The 23,666-nt window shown below is 70.9% G+C and carries 20 protein-coding genes; 14 read left to right on the forward strand and 6 right to left on the reverse strand.

Annotated features, from left to right (window positions below):
* Positions 1 to 12: 12 nt before the first annotated feature.
* The 9 genes from ftsW (at position 13) to IE252_RS08995 (ending at position 8,634) form a co-directional block, all read left to right on the forward strand.
* The gene (gene ftsW, locus IE252_RS08955; protein WP_190088771.1) at positions 13 to 1,362 is read left to right on the forward strand and encodes a putative lipid II flippase FtsW; all 1,350 of its coding nucleotides are present in this window, start codon (positions 13 to 15) and stop codon (positions 1,360 to 1,362) included.
* Between the two features lie 6 nt (positions 1,363 to 1,368).
* Positions 1,369 to 2,454, forward strand: a complete 1,086-nt coding sequence (murG, locus tag IE252_RS08960; protein ID WP_190088772.1) for an undecaprenyldiphospho-muramoylpentapeptide beta-N-acetylglucosaminyltransferase — start codon at positions 1,369 to 1,371, stop codon at positions 2,452 to 2,454.
* Positions 2,455 to 2,478: 24 nt separating this feature from the next.
* The gene (locus IE252_RS08965) at positions 2,479 to 3,282 is read left to right on the forward strand and encodes a cell division protein FtsQ/DivIB (RefSeq protein WP_190088773.1); all 804 of its coding nucleotides are present in this window, start codon (positions 2,479 to 2,481) and stop codon (positions 3,280 to 3,282) included.
* A 276-nt stretch (positions 3,283 to 3,558) separates the two neighbouring features.
* Positions 3,559 to 4,752, forward strand: coding sequence for a cell division protein FtsZ (ftsZ, locus tag IE252_RS08970; protein ID WP_190088774.1), 1,194 nt, complete (start codon positions 3,559 to 3,561; stop codon positions 4,750 to 4,752).
* The gene (gene pgeF / locus IE252_RS08975) at positions 4,749 to 5,531 is read left to right on the forward strand and encodes a peptidoglycan editing factor PgeF (protein ID WP_190088775.1); all 783 of its coding nucleotides are present in this window, start codon (positions 4,749 to 4,751) and stop codon (positions 5,529 to 5,531) included. Before ftsZ ends, pgeF begins: the two co-directional genes overlap by 4 nt.
* Positions 5,518 to 6,240 (forward strand): YggS family pyridoxal phosphate-dependent enzyme, encoded by a 723-nt coding sequence (locus tag IE252_RS08980; RefSeq protein WP_190088776.1) that lies wholly within the window; start codon positions 5,518 to 5,520, stop codon positions 6,238 to 6,240. Before pgeF ends, IE252_RS08980 begins: the two co-directional genes overlap by 14 nt.
* A 142-nt stretch (positions 6,241 to 6,382) precedes the next feature.
* The gene (locus IE252_RS08985) at positions 6,383 to 7,000 is read left to right on the forward strand and encodes a cell division protein SepF (protein WP_101387917.1); all 618 of its coding nucleotides are present in this window, start codon (positions 6,383 to 6,385) and stop codon (positions 6,998 to 7,000) included.
* Between the two features lie 70 nt (positions 7,001 to 7,070).
* Positions 7,071 to 7,361 (forward strand): YggT family protein, encoded by a 291-nt coding sequence (locus IE252_RS08990; RefSeq protein ID WP_190088777.1) that lies wholly within the window; start codon positions 7,071 to 7,073, stop codon positions 7,359 to 7,361.
* A gap of 55 nt (positions 7,362 to 7,416) precedes the next feature.
* Positions 7,417 to 8,634: a DivIVA domain-containing protein gene (locus IE252_RS08995; RefSeq protein WP_190088778.1), complete on the forward strand. Its 1,218-nt coding sequence runs from the start codon at positions 7,417 to 7,419 to the stop codon at positions 8,632 to 8,634.
* A 364-nt stretch (positions 8,635 to 8,998) separates the two neighbouring features.
* Here IE252_RS08995 and ileS read toward each other — a convergent pair whose 3' ends face one another.
* Complete coding sequence (gene ileS, locus IE252_RS09000; protein WP_190088779.1) at positions 8,999 to 12,139, reverse strand: isoleucine--tRNA ligase; 3,141 nt, start codon at positions 12,137 to 12,139, stop codon at positions 8,999 to 9,001.
* 552 nt (positions 12,140 to 12,691) lie between these two features.
* On the opposite strand from ileS, the gene IE252_RS09005 reads away from it, so the two are divergent.
* The 4 genes from IE252_RS09005 (at position 12,692) to IE252_RS09020 (ending at position 17,053) form a co-directional block, all read left to right on the forward strand.
* Complete coding sequence (locus tag IE252_RS09005) at positions 12,692 to 13,657, forward strand: TraR/DksA family transcriptional regulator (protein ID WP_190088780.1); 966 nt, start codon at positions 12,692 to 12,694, stop codon at positions 13,655 to 13,657.
* A gap of 60 nt (positions 13,658 to 13,717) precedes the next feature.
* Positions 13,718 to 14,284 carry a signal peptidase II gene (gene lspA, locus IE252_RS09010; RefSeq protein ID WP_190088781.1) on the forward strand — a complete coding sequence of 189 codons (567 nt, stop codon included), beginning with the start codon at positions 13,718 to 13,720 and terminating at the stop codon, positions 14,282 to 14,284.
* Positions 14,285 to 14,336: 52 nt separating this feature from the next.
* Positions 14,337 to 15,278 carry an RluA family pseudouridine synthase gene (locus IE252_RS09015; RefSeq protein WP_190088782.1) on the forward strand — a complete coding sequence of 314 codons (942 nt, stop codon included), beginning with the start codon at positions 14,337 to 14,339 and terminating at the stop codon, positions 15,276 to 15,278.
* 188 nt (positions 15,279 to 15,466) lie between these two features.
* On the forward strand, positions 15,467 to 17,053 hold the full coding sequence (locus IE252_RS09020) for a Na+/H+ antiporter (protein ID WP_190088783.1): 1,587 nt from the start codon (positions 15,467 to 15,469) through the stop codon (positions 17,051 to 17,053).
* Between the two features lie 136 nt (positions 17,054 to 17,189).
* On the opposite strand, the gene IE252_RS09025 is transcribed toward IE252_RS09020, so the two are convergent.
* The gene (locus tag IE252_RS09025) at positions 17,190 to 18,221 is read right to left on the reverse strand and encodes a mechanosensitive ion channel family protein (RefSeq protein ID WP_190088784.1); all 1,032 of its coding nucleotides are present in this window, start codon (positions 18,219 to 18,221) and stop codon (positions 17,190 to 17,192) included.
* Positions 18,222 to 18,251: 30 nt separating this feature from the next.
* Here IE252_RS09025 and IE252_RS09030 point away from each other — a divergent pair, with 30 nt between their 5' ends.
* Positions 18,252 to 18,821: a dienelactone hydrolase family protein gene (locus IE252_RS09030; protein WP_190088785.1), complete on the forward strand. Its 570-nt coding sequence runs from the start codon at positions 18,252 to 18,254 to the stop codon at positions 18,819 to 18,821.
* A gap of 10 nt (positions 18,822 to 18,831) precedes the next feature.
* Here the strand turns inward: IE252_RS09030 and IE252_RS09035 are convergent, their stop codons facing one another.
* From IE252_RS09035 to IE252_RS09050, 4 genes are all read right to left on the reverse strand, one after another.
* Positions 18,832 to 20,481, reverse strand: coding sequence for an alkaline phosphatase D family protein (locus tag IE252_RS09035; protein ID WP_190088786.1), 1,650 nt, complete (start codon positions 20,479 to 20,481; stop codon positions 18,832 to 18,834).
* Between the two features lie 128 nt (positions 20,482 to 20,609).
* Positions 20,610 to 21,422: a thioredoxin domain-containing protein gene (locus tag IE252_RS09040; protein ID WP_190088787.1), complete on the reverse strand. Its 813-nt coding sequence runs from the start codon at positions 21,420 to 21,422 to the stop codon at positions 20,610 to 20,612.
* A gap of 90 nt (positions 21,423 to 21,512) precedes the next feature.
* Entirely contained in the window at positions 21,513 to 22,202 is a 690-nt protein-coding gene (locus tag IE252_RS09045) for a hypothetical protein (protein WP_190088788.1), read from the reverse strand.
* Positions 22,203 to 22,257: 55 nt separating this feature from the next.
* Entirely contained in the window at positions 22,258 to 23,586 is a 1,329-nt protein-coding gene (locus tag IE252_RS09050) for a DUF2252 domain-containing protein (RefSeq protein ID WP_190088789.1), read from the reverse strand.
* Positions 23,587 to 23,666: the final 80 nt, after the last annotated feature.

The raw sequence follows: 23,666 nt of genomic DNA on the forward strand, positions 1-23,666 counted from the left end.
GGGACAGCACACATGCCGGCCGAAGCGACCCCGCCCGGGCTCGTCCTGCGCAGCCGTGCCGCCGGGGCCGTACGCCGCCCCGCGGTCAAGCGCGGCGGCGCCGGCGGCACCCCGTCACGACCCCGCGGCGGCGGCCCGCGGCGGCTGTTCGAGCGGGCCCGGCGGGCCTGGGACCGGCCGCTCACCGCGTACTACCTGATCCTGGGCAGCTCGCTGCTGATCACCGTGCTCGGTCTGGTGATGGTCTACTCGGCCTCGATGATCAAGGCCTTGGAGCTGTCGCTGCCGGCCGCGTACTTCTTCCGCAAGCAGTTCCTGGCCGCGCTGATCGGCGGCGCGCTGATGTTCGCGGCCGCCCGGATGCCCGCCAAGCTGCACCGGGCGCTCTCGTACCCGATGCTGGTGGTCACCGTCTTCCTGATGGTCCTGGTACAGATCCCCGGGATAGGGATGTCGGTCAACGGCAACCAGAACTGGATCTACCTGGGCGGCCCGTTCCAGCTCCAGCCCAGCGAGTTCGGCAAGCTGGCGCTGATCCTGTGGGGCGCCGACCTGCTCGCCCGCAAGCAGGACAAACGGTTGCTCACCCAGTGGAAGCACATGCTGGTGCCGCTGGTCCCGGTCGCGTTCCTGCTGCTCGGGCTGATCATGCTCGGCGGCGACATGGGCACCGCGATCATCCTCACCGCGATCCTCTTCGGCCTGCTCTGGCTCGCCGGGGCGCCCACCCGGCTCTTCGGGGGCGTCCTCGCGGTGGCCGGAACCCTCGCCGTGATCCTGATCAGGACCAGCCCCAACCGGATGGGCCGGCTCGCCTGCATCGGGGCCACCGACCCCGGCCCGCAGGACCAGTGCTGGCAGGCGGTCCATGGAATCTACGCCCTCGCCTCGGGCGGATGGTTCGGTTCCGGTCTGGGCGCGAGTGTGGAAAAATGGGGTCAACTCCCCGAACCGCACACCGACTTCATCTTCGCCATCACCGGTGAGGAACTGGGCCTGGCGGGGACGCTGTCGGTGCTCGCCCTGTTCGCGGCTCTAGGCTATGCGGGTATCCGCGTGGCCGGACGCACGGAGGACCCCTTCGTGAGGTACGCCGCGGGAGGTGTGACCACCTGGATCGTGGCCCAGGCCGTGATCAACATCGGTGCGGTGCTCGGCCTGCTGCCGATCGCCGGTGTCCCGCTCCCGCTGTTCTCCTACGGTGGGTCCGCGCTGCTGCCGACCATGTTCGCCGTGGGGCTGCTGATCGCGTTCGCGCGGGACGACCCCGCGGCGCGGGCGGCGCTGGCCATGCGGCAGCCTCGGGTGAGTTGGAAGTCGATGAGACGGCGCGTCAAGAAGCGTCCGTCCGGAGAGCGGTGAATTTCGGTGCATGTCGTACTCGCCGGTGGGGGGACCGCCGGCCACATCGAGCCCGCGCTCGCCCTCGCGGACGCCCTGCGCAGGCAGGACCCCACCGTGGGGATCACGGCCCTCGGCACGGAGAAGGGGCTGGAGACGCGGCTGGTCCCGGAGCGGGGCTATGAGCTCGCGCTCATCCCGGCCGTCCCGCTGCCCCGCAGGCCCACCCCCGAACTGATCACGGTCCCGGGACGGCTGCGCGGCACCATCAAGGCCGCCGAGCAGATCCTGGAGCGCACCAAGGCGGACTGCGTCGTCGGCTTCGGCGGCTATGTGGCGCTGCCCGGCTATCTGGCCGCCAAGCGCCTCGGGGTGCCGATCGTCGTCCACGAGGCCAACGCCCGCCCGGGCCTGGCCAACAAGATCGGCTCGCGGTACGCGGCCGGGGTCGCCGTCGCCACGCCCGACAGCAAGCTGCGCAACTCCCGCTACATCGGCATCCCGCTGCGGCACTCCATCGCCACCCTCGACCGCGCCCGGGTCCGCCCCGAGGCGCGCGCCGCGTTCGGCCTGGACCCCAACCTGCCGACGCTGCTGGTCTCCGGCGGCTCGCAGGGCGCCCGCCGCCTCAACGAGGTGATCCAGCAGGTCGCTCCGGTGCTCCAGCGCTCCGGCATCCAGATCCTGCACGCGGTCGGCCCGAAGAACGAAGTGCCGCGCGTCGACAACATGCCCGGAATGCCGCCGTACATCCCGGTACCGTACGTGGACCGGATGGATCTCGCGTACGCCGCGGCCGACATGATGCTCTGCCGCGCGGGCGCGATGACCGTCGCCGAACTCTCCGCCGTCGGGCTGCCCGCCGCCTACGTACCGCTGCCGATCGGCAACGGCGAACAGCGGCTCAACGCCCAGCCGGTGGTCAAGGCGGGCGGCGGTCTGCTGGTCGACGACGCCGAACTCACCCCCGGGTGGGTGCAGGACCAGGTCCTGCCCGTGCTCGCCGACCCGCACCGGCTGTACGAGATGTCCCGCGCCGCCTCCGAGTTCGGCCGCCGGGACGCCGACGACCTGCTCGTCGGCATGGTGTACGAGGCGATCGCCGCGCGCTGACGGGGCGGCAGAAGGCAGGGGACCGTGGCCGGACAGGCGACCGCTCGACGCGGAGCGGGGCAGGCGAAGAAGTCCGGCCCGTCCGGCCCCCGCCGCCCAGGCGCGGGACGGCTGCGGCTGCGCCTGCCCGCCCGGCGCCGGCTGCTGCTGATTCTGGCCACGGCCGTGGTCCTCGGCGCGGCCGTCGTCTGGGTGCTGTACGGCTCCACCTGGCTGCGGGTCGAGCAGGTGGAGACCACCGGCACCGAGGTGCTCACCCCCGCCGAGGTCGAGGCGGCGGCGGCCGTTCCGGTCGGATCCCCGCTGGTCTCGGTCGACACGGACGCGATCGAGGCCCGGCTGCTGCGCAAGCTGCCGCGGCTCGACTCGGTGGACGTCGGCCGCTCCTGGCCGCACGGCATCACGCTCGACGTGACCGAGCGCAAGCCCGTTCTCCTGATGAAAAAAGGCGCGAACTTCACCGAAGTGGACGCCAAGGGTGTGCGGTTCGCCACGGTCGCCAAGGCGCCCGCGCACGTACCGCTGCTCGAACTGAACCCGGACAACTCGCCCTCACTGCGCCGATTTCCGTCCGACGCACTGGTGCGCGAAGCGGTCAAGGTGGCGGGCGAACTCCCGTCCGCCGTCGCCAAGGACACCCGACTCGTCCGGGTCACCTCCTACGACGCGGTCTCCCTGGAGTTGAGCCGCGGGCGTACGGTCATGTGGGGCAGTGACGAGGAGGGGGAGCTCAAGGCCCGTACGCTGGTCGCCCTCATGAAAGCGGCGCCCAGGGCGCGGTACTTCGATGTGAGCGCCCCCACCGCCCCTGCGGCATCGGGGAGTTGACGCACATATGCGCTGGCCAGCACCCTGGTTGGTCATCGCTACGGGTGATCACATAGGGTGAAAAGAAAAACGGGAGGTTCGGCGTGTTCGTTGAACGTGCGCCACTTGTCGACTTAGTGTCCTGTTCGGAAGAGTCCAGGGAACAGACACATTGGTAACCCTAAACTTCAACGTTAGGGTTCGGGTCGGCGTTCGGACCGTCCCACATCGGCATTCGTCGTCGCCGTGCGACACCCGCACGTGACGACCCGTAACTCGAGGCGAGAGGCCTTCGACGTGGCAGCACCGCAGAACTACCTCGCAGTCATCAAGGTCATCGGTGTCGGCGGCGGTGGTGTCAATGCCATCAACCGAATGATCGAGGTCGGTCTCAAGGGCGTCGAGTTCATCGCGATCAACACCGACGCACAAGCTCTGTTGATGAGCGACGCCGACGTCAAGCTCGACGTCGGCCGTGAACTCACCCGCGGCCTCGGCGCCGGAGCCAACCCGGCAGTCGGGCGCAAGGCGGCAGAGGACCACCGCGAGGAGATCGAGGAGGTCCTCAAGGGGGCCGACATGGTCTTCGTCACCGCGGGAGAGGGCGGCGGCACCGGCACCGGCGGCGCACCCGTCGTCGCCAACATCGCGCGCTCGCTCGGCGCCCTCACGATCGGTGTGGTCACCCGGCCGTTCACCTTCGAGGGCCGCCGTCGCGCCAACCAGGCGGAGGACGGCATCGCCGAGCTCCGCGAAGAGGTCGACACCCTCATCGTCATCCCCAACGACCGGCTGCTCTCCATCTCGGACCGCCAGGTCTCGGTGCTCGACGCCTTCAAGTCGGCCGACCAGGTCCTGCTCTCCGGCGTCCAGGGCATCACCGACCTGATCACCACCCCGGGCCTGATCAACCTCGACTTCGCCGACGTCAAGTCGGTCATGTCCGAGGCCGGTTCGGCGCTCATGGGCATCGGCTCGGCGCGCGGTGACGACCGCGCGGTGGCCGCCGCCGAGATGGCGATCTCCTCGCCGCTCCTGGAGGCGTCCATCGACGGCGCCCGCGGTGTGCTGCTCTCCATCTCCGGCGGCTCCGACCTCGGTCTCTTCGAGATCAACGAGGCCGCGCAGCTGGTCAGCGAGGCCGCCCACCCCGAGGCCAACATCATCTTCGGCGCGGTCATCGACGACGCGCTGGGCGACGAGGTACGGGTCACGGTCATCGCGGCCGGGTTCGACGGCGGCCAGCCGCCCGCCCGCCGCGACAACGTGCTGGGCTCCACCGCCGCCAAGCGCGACGAGCCCGCGCCGGTCCGCGCCGCCGAGCGCCCGCTGGGCGGACTCGGCACGGTGAGCGCGCGCGAGGAGACCCCGGCCCCGGCCCCGGTCGAGACCGCGCCGGTCGGCGAGGCGAGCCCGCCGCAGGTGCCGACGGCCCGCCCGTACCAGGACAGCCAGGCCGAAGAGCTGGATGTCCCGGACTTCTTGAAGTGATAGGGCAGCACGTCCTCGTGAGCGGCGCGCACTTCGCCTTCACCGACCGGTGGGGCGGAGTGAGCGCCGCTCCGTACGAGGAGCTCAACCTCGGCGGCGCGGTCGGCGACGACCCCGCCGCGGTCCGGACCAACCGCGGCCTCGCCGCCAAGGCGCTGGGGCTCGACCCGGAGCTCGTGGTCTGGATGAACCAGGTGCACGGGCCGGACGTGGCCGTGGTGGACGGGCCGTGGGGCCCGGACACCGAGGTCCCGGCGGTGGACGCGGTGGTGACGGCCCGTCGCGGGCTCGCCCTCGCGGTCCTGACCGCCGACTGCACGCCCGTCCTCCTCGCCGACCCGGTCGCCGGGGTGGTGGCCGCCGCGCACGCGGGGCGGCCCGGGATGGTCGCGGGCGTGGTGCCCGCGGCGGTCGCGGCGATGGTCTCGCTCGGCGCCGAGCCGTCCCGGATCACCGCGCGGACCGGGCCCGCCGTCTGCGGTAAGTGCTACGAGGTCCCGGCGGCGATGCGGGACGAGGTCGCCGCGGCCGAACCGGCCGCCCGGTCTCGAACGAGCTGGGGGACCCCGGCCGTCGACGTCACCGCGGGCGTGCACGCGCAGCTGGCGGCGCTCGGGATCACGGACCGGCAGGCGTCGGGGGTGTGCACGCTCGAATCGCACGACCACTTCTCGTACCGCCGCGACCGCACCACCGGGCGGCTCGCCGGATACGTCTGGCTCGACGCCGAGGGGCCCGGTGCGACCGGGGGAGAGGGAAGCGGGCATGACGGACCGTAAGGCGGAACTCGCCGCGAACCTGGCACAGGTGGAGGAACGTATCTCCGCGGCCTGTGCGGCCGCCGGGCGCAAGCGCGACGACGTGACGCTCATCGTGGTCACCAAGACCTACCCCGCGAGCGACGTGCGACTCCTGTACGAGCTGGGGGTGCGTCAGGTCGCCGAGAACCGGGACCAGGACGCCGGCCCCAAGGCGGCGGCCTGCGCCGACCTCGCGGACCTGCGCTGGCACTTCGTGGGTCAGCTCCAGACGAACAAGGTCCGTTCCGTGGTGACTTACGCGGATCTGGTGCAGTCCGTCGACCGGGACCGGCTGGTCACCGCGCTCTCCGCGGCCGCCGTGAAGGCGGAGCGGGAAGTGGGGTGCCTCATCCAGGTCGCGCTCGACGCCGAGTCGGGTGCGCGGGGCGAGCGGGGCGGCGTCGCCCCTGACGGAATCGAGCAGTTGGCCGGACTTGTGGCGGACGCGCCCGGTCTGCGGCTGGACGGTCTGATGACCGTGGCGCCGCTGGCGGGCGAGTACGCGGGCCGCGAACGGGCCGCATTCGAGCGGCTGATGGATTTGTCGACTGACCTGCGCCGCGCTCATCCGGCTGCGAACATGGTGTCAGCAGGGATGAGTGCGGACCTCGAAGAGGCTGTTGCGGCCGGAGCGACACATGTACGCGTCGGTACGGCGGTACTCGGAGTCCGACCCCGGCTCGGGTAACGTCGCGAAGCAAGTCGGACCACAGCAGAAAATATGGTCATTCCCACTCTTCGGTGGGCAGACCTAGTGGATCGTGGGCACTTGGTGACACAGCGACATTTGGCGACAAGGGCGATCCACCACAGAGCGGAGGAATCGGAGCATGGCCGGCGCGATGCGCAAGATGGCGGTCTACCTCGGTCTCGTGGAGGACGATGGGTACGACGGCCCGGGGTTCGACCCCGATGACGAGTTCGAACCCGAGCCGGAGCCCGAGCGGGACCGCCGCCGGCACCAGCCTCCGCATCAGGTCGAACGGGACGAACCGGTACGAGCCGTACAGCCGCCGGCTCCCCGTGAACCGGTCGCGCACGCAGCCGTGATGCCCGCGGAATCGGGGCGTCCGGCGCGAATCGCCCCCGTGGCATCCATCACACCTGAACGTCCGAGCCTGGAGAAGAACGCACCGGTGATCATGCCCAAGGTCGTGTCCGAGCGGGAGCCCTACCGCATCACCACGCTGCACCCGCGGACCTACAACGAGGCCCGTACCATCGGGGAACACTTCCGCGAGGGCACGCCGGTGATCATGAACCTCACCGAGATGGACGACACCGATGCGAAGCGACTTGTCGACTTTGCCGCCGGTCTTGTGTTTGGTTTGCACGGCAGTATTGAACGGGTGACGCAGAAGGTGTTCCTGTTGTCGCCTGCTAACGTCGATGTCACGGCGGAGGACAAGGCCCGTATCGCAGAGGGCGGTTTCTTCAACCAGAGCTGAGACACGACACCGGGAACGATCCGGCCAAGGGGCCGGGGGCACAGAGAGCAAGGGGAGAGGGAAGCGCGAGATGGGCGTCGCACTGGATGTGGTCTACATCGCGCTGATGTGCTTCCTCATCGTGCTGATCTTCCGGCTCGTCATGGACTACGTCTTGCAGTTCGCACGTTCATGGGAACCCGGCAAGGCGATGGTGGTCATTCTTGAGGCCACCTACACTGTCACCGATCCACCGCTCAAGCTTCTGCGGCGGTTCATTCCGCCGCTGCGTCTCGGGGGCGTGGCACTCGACCTGTCCTTCTTCGTTCTGATGATCATCGTGTACATCCTGATCTCCATCGTCACCAGCGTGGGGAGATAGATGTGAGCGACACGGTCCTGCCGACTGCCGACGACTACGTAGAGGTGAAGAAGAGATGCCGCTGACCCCTGAGGACGTGCGGAACAAGCAGTTCACGACCGTCCGGCTCCGAGAAGGCTACGACGAGGACGAGGTCGATGCCTTCCTGGACGAGGTCGAAGCCGAACTGACCCGCCTGCTTCGCGAGAACGAGGACCTGCGCGCCAAGCTGGCCGCCGCGACGCGTGCCGCCGCGCAGAACCAGCAGCAGCAGGGTATGCGCAAGCCGGAGCCGCAGGACCAGCGCGGTCCGGGCGCCCCCGTGCCCGCCGCCATATCCGGACCTCCGCAGGTGCAGCAGCAGCCGCAGATGGGCCCGCCGCAGCTGCCGAGCGGCGCCCCGCAGCTGCCCGCCGGCCCCGGTGGCCACGGCCCGCAGGGCCAGCACGGCCAGGGTCCGATGGGCCAGAACCAGATGGGTCAGAACCAGCTCGGCCAGGGCCCCATGGGTCAGGGTCCGATGGGCCAGAACCAGCTCGGCCAGGGACCGATGGGTCAGGGCCCCATGGGCCAGGGTCCGATGGGCCAGAACCAGATGGGTCAGAACCAGCTCGGCCAGGGCCCCATGGGCCAGCCGATGGGCGGCCCCATGGGCGGCCACGGCCCGCAGATGTCCCAGCCCGGCCAGGGCCCCGGCGGCGACAGCGCCGCGCGCGTCCTGTCGCTGGCCCAGCAGACCGCCGACCAGGCGATCGCCGAGGCCCGCTCCGAGGCCAACAAGATCGTCGGCGAGGCCCGGTCGCGCGCCGAGGGCCTGGAGCGGGACGCCCGCGCCAAGGCCGACGCGCTGGAGCGGGACGCGCAGGAGAAGCACCGCGTCGCGATGGGCTCGCTCGAGTCGGCCCGCGCCACCCTTGAGCGCAAGGTCGAGGACCTGCGCGGCTTCGAGCGCGAGTACCGTACGCGGCTGAAGTCCTACCTGGAGTCGCAGCTGCGTCAGCTGGAGACCCAGGCGGACGACTCGCTGGCTCCGCCGCGCACCCCGGCGACCGCGTCGCTGCCGCCGGCTCCGCAGATGAGCGGGTCGATGGCGTCGGCCGGTGCCGGTTCGATGGGCGGGCACACCATGGGCGGGCAGCCGTCGATGGGTGGCGGTCCCTCCTACGGCGGGCAGCAGCAGATGTCGCCCGCGATGACGCAGCCGATGGCGCCGGTGCGGCCGCAGGGGCCGTCGCCGATGCAGCAGGCTCCCTCTCCGATGCGGGGCTTCCTGATCGACGAGGACGACAACTGACGGGCGGTACGCGCGCACCCCGCGCACAGCCGTCGGCAGGCTGAAGGGCCGGGCCCCCGGATTATCCGGGGGCCCGGCCCTTTTTCGGCCCCCACCCCACCCCTTCCCTAAACCCTCCGGGGGTGGGTGGGGGTAAGGGTGGTCTCCCGGGGGCTACGCCCCCGGACCCCCTTTGCGGGGCCTGCGGCCCCTGCACCCCGCTAGGTAGTTAGGGGCGCGGGGAACTGCGCGAGCAACCCACCACGGTCCGCAGACGAAGTGCCCGGCCGCCCGCCAGAGGGCTTTCGGGAAGGGGCGGGGTGGGGGCTAAACACAGCGGCCCGCCCCCGGAGCACCGGGGACGGGCCGCTCGCGGCGTCGCGCGCTACGCCTTGCGCAGGCGGAACGTCAGGGACAGGGACTCGTCCGTGAACGGGTCGCCGTACGTGTCGTCAGCCGAACCCGCCGCGTAGTCCGTCGCCAGGACCTCCTCCGCGATCAGCTCCGCGTGAGCGGACAGCGCCGAGACGACAGACGCGTCGGACGACTCCCACCGCACCGCGATCCGATCCGCCACATCGAGCCCGCTGTTCTTGCGCGCCTCCTGGATCAGCCGGATCGCATCCCGGGCCAGGCCCGCGAGCCGCAGCTCCGGCGTGATCTCCAGGTCGAGCGCGACCGTCGCACCGGAGTCGGACGCCACCGACCACCCCTCACGAGGCGTCTCGGTGATGATCACCTCGTCGGGGGCGAGCACGACCTCCTCGCCGCCCACCGAGACCGTCGCCGAGCCCGTGTCGCGCAGGGACGCCGACAGCGCCGCCGCGTCCGCCGCCGCGACCGCCTTGGCCACGTCCTGGACGCCCTTGCCGAACCGCTTGCCCAGCGCCCGGAAGTTCGCCTTGGCCGTGGTGTCGACCAGGGACCCGCCGACCTCGGACAGGGAGGCGAGCGAGGAGACGTTCAGCTCCTCCGTGATCTGCGCGTGCAGCTCCGGCGAGAGCGACTCGAAGCCCGCCACGGCCACCAGCGCGCGCGACAGCGGCTGGCGCGTCTTGACGCCCGACTCCGCGCGCGTGGCGCGGCCCAGCTCGACCAGCCGCCGCACCAGCAGCATCTGCTGCGACAGCGTCGGGTCGATCGCCGACGCGTCCGCCTTCGGCCAGGACGAGAGGTGCACGGACTCCGGGGCGTCCGGGGTCACCGGCACCACCATGTCCTGCCACACCCGCTCGGTGATGAACGGGGTCAGCGGGGCGAGCAGGCGCGTGACCGTCTCCACCACGTCGTGCAGCGTGCGCAGCGCCGCCTTGTCGCCCTGCCAGAACCGGCGCCGCGACCGGCGCACGTACCAGTTGGACAGGTCGTCCACGAACGCCGACAGGAGCTTGCCCGCGCGCTGCGTGTCGTACGCCTCCAGGGCCTGCGTGACCTGGTCGACCAGCGTGTTCAGCTCGCTCAGCAGCCAGCGGTCCAGGACCGTGCGGTCCGCCGGGGCCGGGTCGGCCGCGCTGGGCGCCCAGTCGGACGTGCGCGCGTACAGGGCCTGGAAGGCCACCGTGTTCCAGTACGTGAGGAGCGTCTTGCGGACGACCTCCTGGATGGTGCCGTGGCCCACCCGGCGCGCGGCCCACGGGGAGCCGCCGGCCGCCATGAACCAGCGCACCGCGTCCGCGCCGTGCTGGTCCATGAGCGGGATCGGCTGCAGGATGTTGCCCAGGTGCTTGGACATCTTGCGGCCGTCCTCGGCGAGGATGTGGCCCAGGCACACCACGTTCTCGTACGACGACTTGTCGAAGACCAGGGTGCCGACCGCCATCAGCGTGTAGAACCAGCCGCGGGTCTGGTCGATGGCCTCGGAGATGAACTGCGCCGGGTAGCGGCTCTCGAACAGTTCCTTGTTCTTGTACGGGTAGCCCCACTGCGCGAACGGCATCGAGCCCGAGTCGTACCAGGCGTCGATCACCTCGGGGACGCGGACCGCCGTGTGCGAGCAGCCCTCGGCCGTGCAGGTGAAGGTGACGTCGTCGATGTACGGGCGGTGCGGGTCGAGGTCGCTCTGGTCCGTGCCGGACAGCTCGCTCAGCTCGGCGCGCGAGCCGACGCAGGTCAGGTGGTCGTCCTCGCAGCGCCAGATCGGCAGCGGGGTGCCCCAGTAGCGGTTGCGGGAGAGCGCCCAGTCGATGTTGTTGTTCAGCCAGTCGCCGAAGCGGCCCTGCTTGACGGAGTCCGGGAACCAGTTGGTCTTCTCGTTCTCCCGCAGCATCGCGTCCTTGACGGCGGTGGTGCGGATGTACCAGGACGGCTGCGCGTAGTAGAGCAGCGCGGTGTGGCAGCGCCAGCAGTGCGGGTAGCTGTGCTCGTACGGCACGTGGCGGAACAGCAGACCGCGGTCGGCCAGGTCCTGCGTCAGCTTCTCGTCGGCCTTCTTGAAGAAGACGCCGCCGACCAGCGGCACGTCCTCCTCGAAGGTGCCGTCGGGGCGGACCGGGTTCACCACCGGCAGGCCGTACGCCTTGCAGACCAGGAGGTCGTCGGCGCCGAAGGCGGGGGACTGGTGGACCAGACCCGTACCGTCCTCGGTCGTCACGTAGTCGGCGTTCACCACGTAGTGCGCGGGCTCGGGGAACTCGACGAGATCGAAGGGGCGCTGATAGGTCCAGCGCTCCATCTCGGCGCCCGTGAAGGTCTGTCCGGTGGCCTCCCAGCCCTCGCCGAGCGCCTTCTCGAGCAGCGGCTGGGCGACGACCAGCTTCTCCTCGCCGTTGCTGGCGACGACGTACGTGACCTCGGGGTGGGCGGCCACGGCGGTGTTGGAGACCAGCGTCCACGGCGTGGTCGTCCACACCAGGAGCGCGGCCTCGCCCGCGAGGGGGCCGGAGGTGAGCGGGAAGCGGACGAAGACCGAGGGGTCGACGACCGTCTCGTACCCCTGCGCCAGCTCGTGGTCGGACAGGCCGGTGCCGCACCGCGGGCACCAGGGGGCGACGCGGTGGTCCTGGGTGAGCAGGCCCTTGTTGAAGATCTCCTTCAGGGACCACCAGACGGACTCCACGTACTCGGGGTCCATCGTCCGGTAGGCGTCGTCCAGGTCGACCCAGTAGCCCATCCGGGTCGTGAGCTCGGCGAAGGCGTCGGTGTGGCGGGTCACGGACTCGCGGCACTTGGCGTTGAACTCGGCGATGCCGTACGCCTCGATGTCCTTCTTGCCGTTGAAGCCGAGCTCCTTCTCGACGGCGAGCTCGACCGGCAGGCCGTGGCAGTCCCAGCCGGCCTTGCGGGCCACGTGGTAGCCCTGCATGGTCCGGAAGCGCGGGAAGACGTCCTTGAAGACGCGGGCCTCGATGTGGTGGGCACCGGGCATGCCGTTGGCGGTCGGGGGGCCCTCGTAGAAGACCCACTCGGGGCGGCCCTCGGACTGTTCGAGGCTCTTGGCGAAGACCTTCGCCTCGCGCCAGAAGTCGAGCACGGCGTGCTCCAGCGCGGGCAGGTCGACCTGGGCGGGCACCTGGCGGTACTGCGACATCCGTTCATCCTCCGGCGGATCGTCGTACGTTTCCGTCGGAGGGACGAGAGCCTCTCGTGAAGCGCTCCCGCGGTACCACCCTCCTTGGCGCCGCGCTCGCGCGCGCCGCCCCCTCATTGGGGTGCGAAGCCGGTTCTACTGGCCCGGTGGGCTTTCTTCCGGCGGCTCAGGGGTGATCTTCGTGTCGCGCTCGCCTCCGGGCTCCCACCGTCCCCGGATCGCTCTTGGCTGCGTACGGCGCTACTCGTCCCGTCGACGCCTCTCGCTGGGCCCAGTGTACGGGGCCGTACGGACAACGGCCGACCGGTTTTGGCGAGCCCCGGCCGGGCCGCGCACATGACCCGAATGGCCATACGGGGTCCCGCGGGCTCCGGCTCCGCCCGTGTGGCGGATTACGGGCCCAAGAGCTGGGCACAACGGATGCAGGTTCGTCTCCGGGCACGTCGGGCGGGGCCGGACCGGCGGCGTGCCCCGTTGCCGCGGGCCTGGGGTCGATTTATCGTCCCAGCACGATTCGCGAGCAAGATCACAATATGTGAAGGGGCCGCGGCCATGGTGGCTGAGAAGACCGCGTTGGCGTCCGAGGCCGCGGCGAAGAAGGTCGCTACGGAGGACTCGTCCGGGAAGAAGGCTGCGGCCAAGAAGGAGGCGGCCCCGAAGAAGGCCGCGGCCAAGAAAGCCGCGTCCAAGGAACCGGTTGCCAAGAAGGCACCGGCCAAGAAGACCGCGACCAAGGAGACCGCCGCCAAGAAGGCAACGCCTAATAAGGCCGCTGCCAAGAAGGCGGCGACCAAGAAGGCGGCGGCCGAGAAGGCAGGGGTCGACGAGACCGGTGCCAGGAAAGCCGCCACCAAGAAGGCTCCGGCCAAAAAGGCTCCGGCCAAGAAAGCCGTGGCCGAGAAGGCCGCTGCCAAGAAGACGGCGAAAGCGGTGTCGGGCAAGGCTGCCGGTGGGGCAGCGAAGGAGGCCGCCCCGGCGGCCAAGGGGGCGGCCGAGGCCGCGCAGCAGAGGGGAGCCAAGAAGGTGGTTGCCAAGAACACGGCCGGCGAGGCGGCGGCCAGGAAGTCCACGGCGGCGGCATCGGCGGTGCCCAAGGCCCGTACCGTCGTCGCCGGGGTGCCCGGCGAGCTGCCGGTGCGGCCCGGGGAGGACCCGTGGACGCCCGCCGAGGTCGCCGAGGCGCGCACGGAGCTGACCAGCGAGGTCCTGCGCCTGCGCACCGAGATCGAGGCCTCCGAGAACGCCCTGAGCGGGCTGATGCGGGACTCCGGGGACGGCGCCGGTGACGACGACGCCGACACCGGGACCAAGAACATCACCCGCGAGCACGAGATGGCGCTCGCCGCCAACGCGCGCGAGATGCTGGAGCAGACGGAGCGCGCCCTGGAGCGGCTGGACGCCGGGACGTACGGCTACTGCGAGGTCTGCGGCAATCCCATCGGCAAGGCGCGGATGCAGGCCTTCCCGCGCGCGACCCTCTGCGTCGAGGACAAGCAGAAGCAGGAACGCCGAGGCTGACTCCGTACGCGTGTGTCGTACCCTCGTCCTCAGTCAGGTACCTAGGGTTGAGGGACTCACGTGGCAGAGGCGGAGCGCATCATCGGTACGCCGGACGTAGAAGGGCCCGACGAGGCCGCGGCTCCCGACGAGCGGCCCAAGGGCAGGCGCAGGATCGCCGTGCTGTTCGCGGTGGCGCTCTTCGCGTACCTGCTCGACCTCGGCAGCAAGATGCTCGTGGTGGCCAAGCTGGAGCACCACGAGCCGATCCAGCTCGTCGGCGACCTGCTGGAGCTCAACGCGATCCGCAACCCGGGCGCCGCGTTCGGCATGGGCGAGGCCTTCACCGTGATCTTCACGATGATCGCGGCGACCGTCATCGTGGTGATCTTCCGGCTGGCCCGCAAGCTCTACAGCCTGCCCTGGGCGATCGCGCTCGGCCTGCTGCTCGGCGGCGCGCTCGGCAACCTCACCGACCGCATCTTCCGCTCCCCGGGCGTCTTCGAGGGCGCGGTGGTCGACTTCATCGCGCCGGCCCACTTCGCGGTCTTCAACCTCGCCGACTCCGCGATCGTCTGCGGCGGCTTCCTGATCGTGATCCTCTCGTTCCGGGGCCTGGACCCGGACGGAACGGTGCACAAGGACTGAGCCGCAGCTCGGTGCGGGCGGGGTTGTCGGTGCGACAAGGCATACTCGACGGGTGAGTACGTTTCCCGAGATCCGCACCTTGCCCGTTCCCGACGGTCTGGAGGGCGAGCGCGTCGACGCCGCCATCTCCCGCATGTTCGGGTTCTCCCGTACGAAGGCCGCTGAGCTCGCCGCGGCGGGGAAGGTCCAGGTCGACGGCTCGGTGGTGGGCAAGTCCGAGCGGGTCCGCGGGGGCGCGTGGCTGGAGGTCGAGATGCCCCAGGCGCCCGCGCCGGTGCAGATCGTGGCCGAGCCGGTCGAGGGCATGGAGATCGTCCACGACGACGACGACATCGTCGTGATCGTGAAGCCGGTCGGCGTCGCGGCCCACCCGAGCCCGGGCTGGACGGGGACGACGGTCATCGGCGGCCTCGCGGCGGCCGGGTACCGGATCTCCACCTCCGGCGCGGCCGAACGCCAGGGCATCGTCCACCGCCTCGACGTCGGCACGTCGGGCCTGATGGTCGTCGCCAAGTCGGAGCGGGCGTACACCTACCTGAAGCAGCAGTTCCGCGACCGTGTCGTGGACAAGCGCTACCACGCCCTGGTGCAGGGCCACCCGGACCCGATGAGCGGCACCATCGACGCGCCCATCGGCCGCCACCCCAACCACGACTACAAGTGGGCGGTCACGGCCGAGGGCAAGCCGTCGGTGACGCACTACGACCTGATCGAGGCGTTCCGGGCGGCCTCGCTGCTCGACATCAAGCTGGAGACGGGCCGCACCCACCAGATCCGCGTGCACATGTCGGCCCACCGCCACCCGTGCGTGGGCGACCTGACGTACGGCGCGGACCCCACCATCGCCAAGCGCCTCGGCCTGACCCGGCAGTGGCTGCACGCGGTGCGCCTCGGCTTCGAGCACCCGTCGGACGGCGGCTGGGTCGAGTTCGAGAGCAGCTACCCGGACGACCTCCAGCACGCGCTGGACGTGATCCGGGCGGAGAGCGAATGACGCCGTAGGCGTCGGGGCCGGGTTTTCATCTGCGGGCCGTCTGTGGCTGGTCGCGCAGTTCCCCGCGCCCCTAACTACCTAGGGGCGCGGGGAACTGCGCGAGCAACCCGGCACGGTCCGCAGCTTTGTACGGTGAACCGCGTGGCACGCTGGAGGTCTTGATCACCTCGCCGCCCCGGAGGGCATCCGTGGATCAGCTGGCCCTGCTGTTCGTGCTGCTGCTCGGAGCGGTGGTCACCGTTCCGGTCGGGGACCGGCTGGGGCTGCCCGCGCCGGTCCTGATGACGCTCCTCGGTGGGGTCCTGGCCCTGCTGCCGTTCGTCCCGAACGTCGCCGTACCGCCGGACTTCATCCTTCCGCTGGTCCTGCCGCCGCTGCTCTACGCCTCCGTCCAGCGCACCTCCTGGCGGCAGTTCGCCGCCAACGTCCGGCCGATCCTGCTGCTCGCGGTGGCCCTGGTGTTCGTCACCACGGCGGCCGTGGCGGCCGTCGCCCACGCCATCGTGCCCGGGCTGCCGATCGCCGCCGCCGTCGCGCTCGGCGCCCTCGTTGCGCCGCCCGACCCGGTCGCCGCCACCGCCGTCGCGGGCTCGCTCGGGCTGCCCCGCCGGCTGGTGTCGATCCTGGAGGGGGAGGGGCTGTTCAACGACGTCACCGCGATCGTGCTCTACCACGTGGCGATCGCGGCGGCGGTCAGCGGCGACTTCTCGTGGCCGGACGCGGTGGGCGAGCTGGTGCTGTCCGCCGTGGTGGCGGTCGTGGTCGGGCTCGTCCTGGGCTGGACCGCCAACAAGCTGATGGGGCTGCTCGACGACGCCACGCTCCAGATCGGCCTCACCCTGCTGGTGCCGTTCGTCGGGTACGTACTGGCCGAGGAGTTCGGCGGGTCCGGGGTGCTCGCCGTGCTCACGCTCGCGCTGTTCCTGGCCGAGCACGCGGTGGACGCGGACGACGTCCAGGGGCGGCTCGCCGGGGCCACGTTCTGGCAGATCGTCGACACCCTGGTGACGGGGATCGCGTTCGGGCTCATCGGGCTCGAACTGCACAACGTGTTCGGCACCGCGACCGGCCGGGTCGGCGAGATGGCGGGCTGGGGCGCGATCGTGGTCGGGGTCGTCATCGGCGTACGGCTGGTGTGGCTGCTGCCCGCGACCTGGCTCGCCAAGCGGCTGCACACGCGACGGGACTACGACGAGGAGATCCCCACGACGTGGCGGGAGACGATCGTCATGTGGTGGGCGGGGATGCGGGGGGTGGCCTCGGTCGCGCTCGCCCTCGCGATCCCGTTCCGGACCGACGACGGCTCGGCGTTCCCCGCGCGCGACGAGATCGTCTTCGTCGCGTTCTGCGTGATCATGGTGACGCTGGTGCTCCAGGGCCTGACGCTGCCGTCCCTGGTGCGGCGCCTGGGCGTCCAGGCCGACACCGACGCCGAGCGGGCGCTGGAGCGGGAGCTCGCGATCCGCGCGGCGAAGGCGGCGAAGCGGCGGCTGCGGGAGATCGAGGACGTGGAGGAGCTGCCCGAGGAGGTCATGGAGCAGCTGCTGCGGCGGGCGTACGACGTGGGGGCGCGGATCAGTCCGGACATGGTCGACGAGGAGCGGCGGGAGGCGTACGCGAAGCGGGTGGAGCGGTTGCGGACGATCCAGCGGATTCAGCGGGAGATGATGTCGGCGGCGCGGCATGAGGTGTTGTCTGCGCGGAGTGAAGCCGGCGCGGACCCGGAAATCGTGGACCGGGTCCTGCGCCAGCTGGATGTGCGCAGCCTGCGATGACCCCACCCCGCCCCTTCCCTAAACCCTCCGGGGGTGGGTGGGGGTTGAGGTGGCTTTCCCGGGGGCTTCGCCCCCGGACCCCGAGCGGGGCCTGCGGCCCCTGCACCCCGCTTTCGGGGCTCCGCCCCGGACCCCGTTATCCCCGGTCCGTATTGATCCTCGGCAACGCCTCCGGATGGTGGTCGTGGAGCCAAGTGATCATTTGTTCGCGGACCGTGACCCGTACCGTCCAGATGTCGCCCGCGTCCTTCGCCGTGACCGTTGCTCGGACCACGATCGTCGACGGGGTGGTGTCGGTGACCGCGAGGGCGCTTTCGCGGCCGTCCCAGGCGGGGCATTCGCGGAGGATGTCGGCCAGTTTCTCGCGCATCAGGGCCACCGGGGCCGCGTGGTCCAGGTGGAAGAAGACCGTGCCGGTCATCTGGACGCCGCCGCGCGACCAGTTCTCGAACGGCTTGCTGGTGAAGTAGGAGACCGGCATCGTCAGGCGCCGCTCGTCCCAGGTGCGCACCGCGAGGTAGGTCAGGGTGATCTCCTCGATCACGCCCCACTCGCCGTCCACGACCACCGTGTCCCCGATCCGCACCATGTCGCCGAAGGCGATCTGGAGGCCCGCGAAGAGGTTGCCGAGCGTCGACTGGGCGGCCACACCGGCCACGATGCCGATGATGCCCGCGGAGGCCAGGATCGAGGTCCCCGCCGTCCGCATCGCCGGGAACGTCAGCAGCATCGACGCCACCGCGACCACGCCCACGACCGCCGTCACCACGCGCTGGATCAGCGTCACCTGCGTACGGACCCTGCGCACCCGCGCCGGATCCAGCGCGGAGGCCGCGTACCGCGCGTACGACGCCTCCACGACCGCCGCCGCGATCCGCACCACCAGCCAGGCGCTCGCGCCGATGAGGACGAGGGAGAGGAGCTGGCCGAGGCCCGCCTCGTGGTCCTGGACCGGGGCCCACTTGATCTGGCGGTAGGTGCCTCTCAGCAGCGCGGTGAGGACGACGACCTGCAACGGGACGCGGCAGCGGCGCAGCAGTCCCCACAGCGGGGTCTCGCTGTGCCGGGCGTCGGCCTGGCGGAGCAGCCGGTCGGCCAGCCACACGAGGGCCAGCGTGAGCACGACCGAGCCGCCGATGACGATCAACGGACGCAGTGCGTTCTCCATGCCCCCGACCGTAGCTGGCACCATGGCCTCATGAACATCATGCTTTTCCATTCGGCGTACGGCCTGCGGCCCGCCGTGCACGAGGCGGCCGAGCGGCTGCGCGCCGCCGGACACGTGGTGCACGTGCCCGACCTCTACGACGGCCGCACCGCCGACACCCTGGAGGAGGGCATGACGATCCGCGACGGGATCGGCAACGACGAGCTGCTCAAGCGCGCGATCCTGGCCGCCGCCCCGCACTCCGACGAGGGCCTGGTCTACGCCGGGTTCTCGCTGGGCGGTTCGCTCGCCCAGACCCTCGCGCTCGGCGACGAGAAGGCCCGCGGCCTGCTGCTCCTGCACGGCACCGCCGACATCGCCGAGGGCGCCTCGGTGGACGAGCTGCCCGTACAGCTGCACGTGGCGGACCCGGACCCGTTCGAGACGGACGACTGGCTGAACACCTGGTACCTGCGCATGGGCCGGATCGGCGCCGACGCGGAGGTGTACAGGTACCCGGGCGCCGGGCACCTGTACACCGATCCGGAGCTGCCGGACTACGACGAAGAGGCCGCCGAGAAGAGCTGGGCCGTCGCTCTCGGCTTCCTCGCGTCGCTCTAGCGCGCGGGCGTCAGACCACCGGCGAGTAGACCCGCTCGGCCTTCTGGCTGCCGTTGAGCGTCCGGTACGAGCGGGTCCACGAGGACGTGGCGTCCTGCTTCCGCTTGTCGGAGACCACGTAGTAGTCCATCTGCGAGCGCTGGGCGTCGACGTCGAGGACGCCGTAGCCGTGCGAGTCCATGTCGACCCACTTCACATGGCGGTTGGCGGCCTTGATCGCGGCCGCGGCCACCAGCGACACGGTGTGCGGGGCGACGTGCAGCATCTCGTCCAGGTTGTCGGAGGTCACCGACGTCACCACGAACTCGGTGCCCGCCGACTTCGACAGCGGGTAGGTGCCCGCCTTCACCGGTACGTCGTTGGCCCACGCCATGTGGATGTCGCCGGTGAGGAACACGGTGTTCTTGATGCCGTTGTCCACCAGGTGGCCGAGCAGCTCGCGGCGGTCGTCCGTGTAGCCGTCCCACTGGTCGACGTTGATGGCGATGCCCTCCTTGGGCAGGCCGAGCAACTCCGCCAGCGGCGCGGTCAGTTCGGCCGGCAGCGCGCCGAAGGCGACCGGGGAGATCATCACGGAGGTGCCGACCAGCTGCCAGGCGGCGTTCGAGGCGGAGAGCCCCGACTTGAGCCAGTCCAGCTGGGCGCGGCCGGTGATGGTGCGCTCCGGGTCGTCCACCTTGCCGCTGCCCACGCTCGCCTGCTGGGAGCGGAAGGAGCGCAGGTCGAGCAGGTGCAGATCGGCCAGCTTGCCGTAGCGGATGCGCCGGTAGGTGGTGCCCGCGATGGACGGGCGGACCGGCATCCACTCGAAGTAGGCCTGCTTGGCGGCCGACACGCGCGTCGCCCAGTCGCCCTCGGTGCCGGGTGTGTGGTTCTCGGCCCCGCCCGACCAGGCGTCGTTGGCGAACTCGTGGTCGTCCCAGATCGCGATCACCGGGTGCGCGTGGTGCATCGCCTGGAGGTCCGCGTCCGTCTTGTACTTGCCGTGCCGGGTGCGGTAGTCGGCCAGGTTCAGGATCTCGTGGGCCGGCTCGTGCTGTCGTACGACGTACTTCGCCTCCGGATAGGCGCCCGAGGCGTACTCGTAGATGTAGTCGCCCAGGTGCAGCACCGCGTCCAGGTCGGAGCGGGCGGCGAGATGGCGGTAGGCGGAGAAGTAGCCGGACTCCCAGTTGGAGCAGGAGACCACGCCGAAGCGGACGTTGGCGGCCGCCGCGTCCGTGGCGGGGGCGGTGAGCGTACGGCCGACGGGGGAGAGCGCGGTGCCCGCGGCGAACCGGTACCAGTACGCGGTCGCCGGGCGCAGGCCGCGCACATCGGCCTTGACGGTGTGGTCGGACGCGGCCGTCGCGGTGGTGCGGCCCTGGGCCACGATCCGCGCGAAGGCCTTGTCCTCGGCTATCTCCCAGGAGACCTCGGTGTCCTGGCCCTTGCCGGAGCCGGGCACCGCGTCGGGAGCGGGGGTGACCCGGGTCCACAGCAGGATGCCGTCGGGCAGCGGGTCGCCGGAGGCGACGCCGTGCAGGAAGGCGGGGGCCGCGGCGGGGTCCGCGGCGGCGGCGGTCGCGCCGGCCACCAGGGGCGCGGCGACGACAGCGGTGGCGGCAGCGGCCTTGACGACCGTGCGGCGGGTGGGGGTTGAGGTGAATCGACTGGTCACAGCCGCACACCTTACTGATGGGTAGCGCGAACGGGCAGACTCGCGGCAAAAGTTTGTCTGCCCGTTCGCCGGCGGTCATCTGAGCGCGCGTCAGCGCCCGGACCCGTCGAAGGCCTCCCGGGGAGGCGTCAGCCCTTGAGGGCCTTGTCGATGGCGGCGGTGAACGCGGCCGGGTCCTGCGGGGCGTTCTTGCTGTTCTCGGCGGTGATCGTCTTGCCGTCCATCTTGAGGGTCGGCGTGGCCGTCACACCGCTGTCGTCGAACTTCTTCGACATGGTGAGCGCCCACTTGTCGAAGGTGCCGTCCTTGACCGCCTGCTGGAACTTGGCGTTGCCCTTGAGGGCCGGGACGCTGTCGGCGATCTCGATCAGGTAGTCGTCGTTCTTGAACTTGTCCGTGGTCTCGGCCGGGTGCCACTTCGCCGAGTAGAGCTGCGCCTTGTACTCCATGAACGCCTCGGGGCTCACGTTGAGCGCGGCGCCGAGCGCGCTGAGCGCGTTCTTGGAGCCGACCCCCGGGCTGCCGTTGTCGATGAAGGTGGCGCCGATGAACTGGACCTTGTACTTGCCGGCGTCGACGTCCTTCTTGACCGTGGCGCCGACCTGCTGCTCGAAGACCGAGCAGACCGGGCAGCGCGGGTCCTCGTACATCTCCAGGGTCTTCTTGGCGGTGGGCTTGCCGATGACCACCGTGGTGCCGTCGTCGCCCGTGGTGTTGGCGGGCTTGACCAGGGTCTTGTCCTTGGCCGCGTCCCACTCGCCGGGCTTGTTGCCCTGGACGACCGCGTAGCCGATGCCGCCGGCTATCGCGAGGACGCCGACGATCGAGGCGGCGACGACCACCTGGCGGCGCACCTTGTCCTTCTTGGCCTGGCGCTCGCGCTCCAGTTTCAGCCGCTCACGGGCGGCTGCCTTGTTGGCCTGGCTGTTGCGCTTGCTCATGATCGTTTTCTCCGTGTGGCAGGTAGGGCAGGTGAGAAAGTGCTGAGGGGGACCCGATGGGCGGGTCGATGCGCTCGGGAAGGCCGTCGCTCAGACGGCGGTGAGCAGCGCGGCGCGGGGCGGACCCCGCCGCCCCACACAGTGCACCAGCAGCCGGGCGTTCGACGGCGGGCCCGCGCGCCGCACGGGCCGCACCCGCGCCCGTACGGGACGGATCGCGCCGCCCACCACGGCGACCGCGAGCAGCAGCGGCCGGAACGCCAGCACCCCGACCGTGCGCACCAGGCGCGCCAGGGCGGCCTCGCCGCGCCGCAGCCAGGCCGCGGCGAGCAGTCCGACGCTCACGTGCGCGGCGAGCAGCAGCCACGGCACGGCCGGCGCGGGACCGGCGAGCAGCACGGCCGCGCCCGCCCGGGACCCGGCGACGCCGGGCAGCTCGGTGCCCACGCTCCCGCCGCACAGCACATTGACGCCCACCGACCGCAGCGCGCCCGCGACCGGGCCGCCGGAGGGCCCGTAACAGACGTGCTGGCCGGTGGAGAAGACGGTGTCGGCGGCCAGCTCCAGCGGGACGAGCAGCCCGGCGATCGACCAGAAGCCGCGCTCGCGGCCCGCCAGCGCGTACGCGATCAGGAACACCGCGCAGGCCGCGCCGGCCACCAGGGGCACCGGCAGCGGGACGCGGGAGAGCAGGACGTGGGACGCGCTGGAGAGCGCCACGACGAGCGCCGTGAAAAGCGCCGCGCGTGCCGCTCTGAGCCGGGTCCCTGATACGTCCATCGGTGCTGAAGTCTGCCACGCCCCGCCGTCGGCGGGACCTAAGAATTCCCTGAGACTAGAGACCCGGAATCCGACCGTTACGGAACAGGTCGACGAAGATCTGGTGGTCGGCCCGGGCCCGTGCCCCGTAGCTGTGCGCGAACTCCACCAGGAGGTCCGCGAAGCCCTCCTCGTCGGCCGCGATCGCCGCGTCGATGGCCCGCTCGGTGGAGAACGGCACCAGGTCCGAGTGGCCGCTCTCGTCGTCCGCCGCCGCGTGCATGGTGGCGGTGGCCCGGCCCAGGTCCGCGACGACCGCCGCGATCTGGTCGGACTCGTCGATGTCCGACCAGTCCAGGTCCACCGCGTACGGCGAGACCTCGGCGACCAGCTGGCCCGCCCCGTCCAGCTCGGTCCAGCCCAGCCACGGGTCGGCGGCGGCCTGGAGGGCGCGCTGCGAGATCACCGTGCGGTGGCCCTCGTGCTGGAAGTAGCCGCGCACCCCCGGGTCGGTGACGTGCCGGGAGACCGCCGGGGTCTGCGCCTGCTTCATGTAGATCACGACGTCGTTCTCCAGCGCGTCGCTGTGGCCCTCGAGAAGGATGTTGTACGAGGGCAGACCGGCCGAGCCGATCCCGATCCCGCGCCGCCCGACGACGTCCTTGACACGGTACGAGTCGGGCCGCAGCAGGCTGGAGTCCGGCAGCGTCTCCAGGTAGCCGTCGAAGGCGGCCAGCACCTTGTAGCGGGTCGCCGCGTCCAGCTCTATCGAGCCGTCGTCCTCGGAGAAGCGGCGCTCGTACTCACGGATCTCGGTCATCGAGTCGAGCAGCGCGAAGCGCGTACGCGCGCGTGCCGAGCGCAGCGCGCCGAGGAGCGGCCCCTCGGCCGTGTCCAGCGTGAACGAGGGGACCTCGTCGCCCTTGGCGCCGGTCGCCAGCGCGTGGATGCGCTCGCGGTAGGCGGCGGCGTAGATCCGCACCAGCTCGGTGATCTGCCCGTCGCTGAGCGCCTTGGCGTGGCCGACCAGGGCCAGCGAGGCGGCGAAGCGCTTGAGGTCCCAGGTGAAGGGGCCGACGTACGCCTCGTCGAAGTCGTTGACGTTGAAGATGAGGCGGCCGTTGGCGTCCATGTAGGTGCCGAAGTTCTCGGCGTGCAGGTCGCCGTGGATCCAGACCCGGCCGGTGCGCTCGTCCAGGTAGGGCCCGCCGCGCTTCTCGGCGTCCAGGTCGGCGTAGAACAGGCAGGCCGTGCCCCGGTAGAAGGCGAACGCGGAGGCCGCCATCTTGCGGAACTTGACCCGGAACGCGGCCGGGTCGGCGGCCAGGAGCTCGCCGAAGGCGGTGCCGAAGACGGCGAGGATCTGCTCGCCGCGCTCCTCGGTGGTGTGCTGCGGGACCGACATCGCCGGGTGCCTCCTGGTGCGTACGTGCGGGTAGAGATGCGCAACAAATGGGACGGGTGATTCCGCCCCTTCCAACGCGT

Origin of the sequence: Streptomyces melanogenes (assembly GCF_014649795.1) — a bacterium.
Classification (GTDB): Bacteria; Actinomycetota; Actinomycetes; order Streptomycetales; family Streptomycetaceae; genus Streptomyces; species Streptomyces noboritoensis.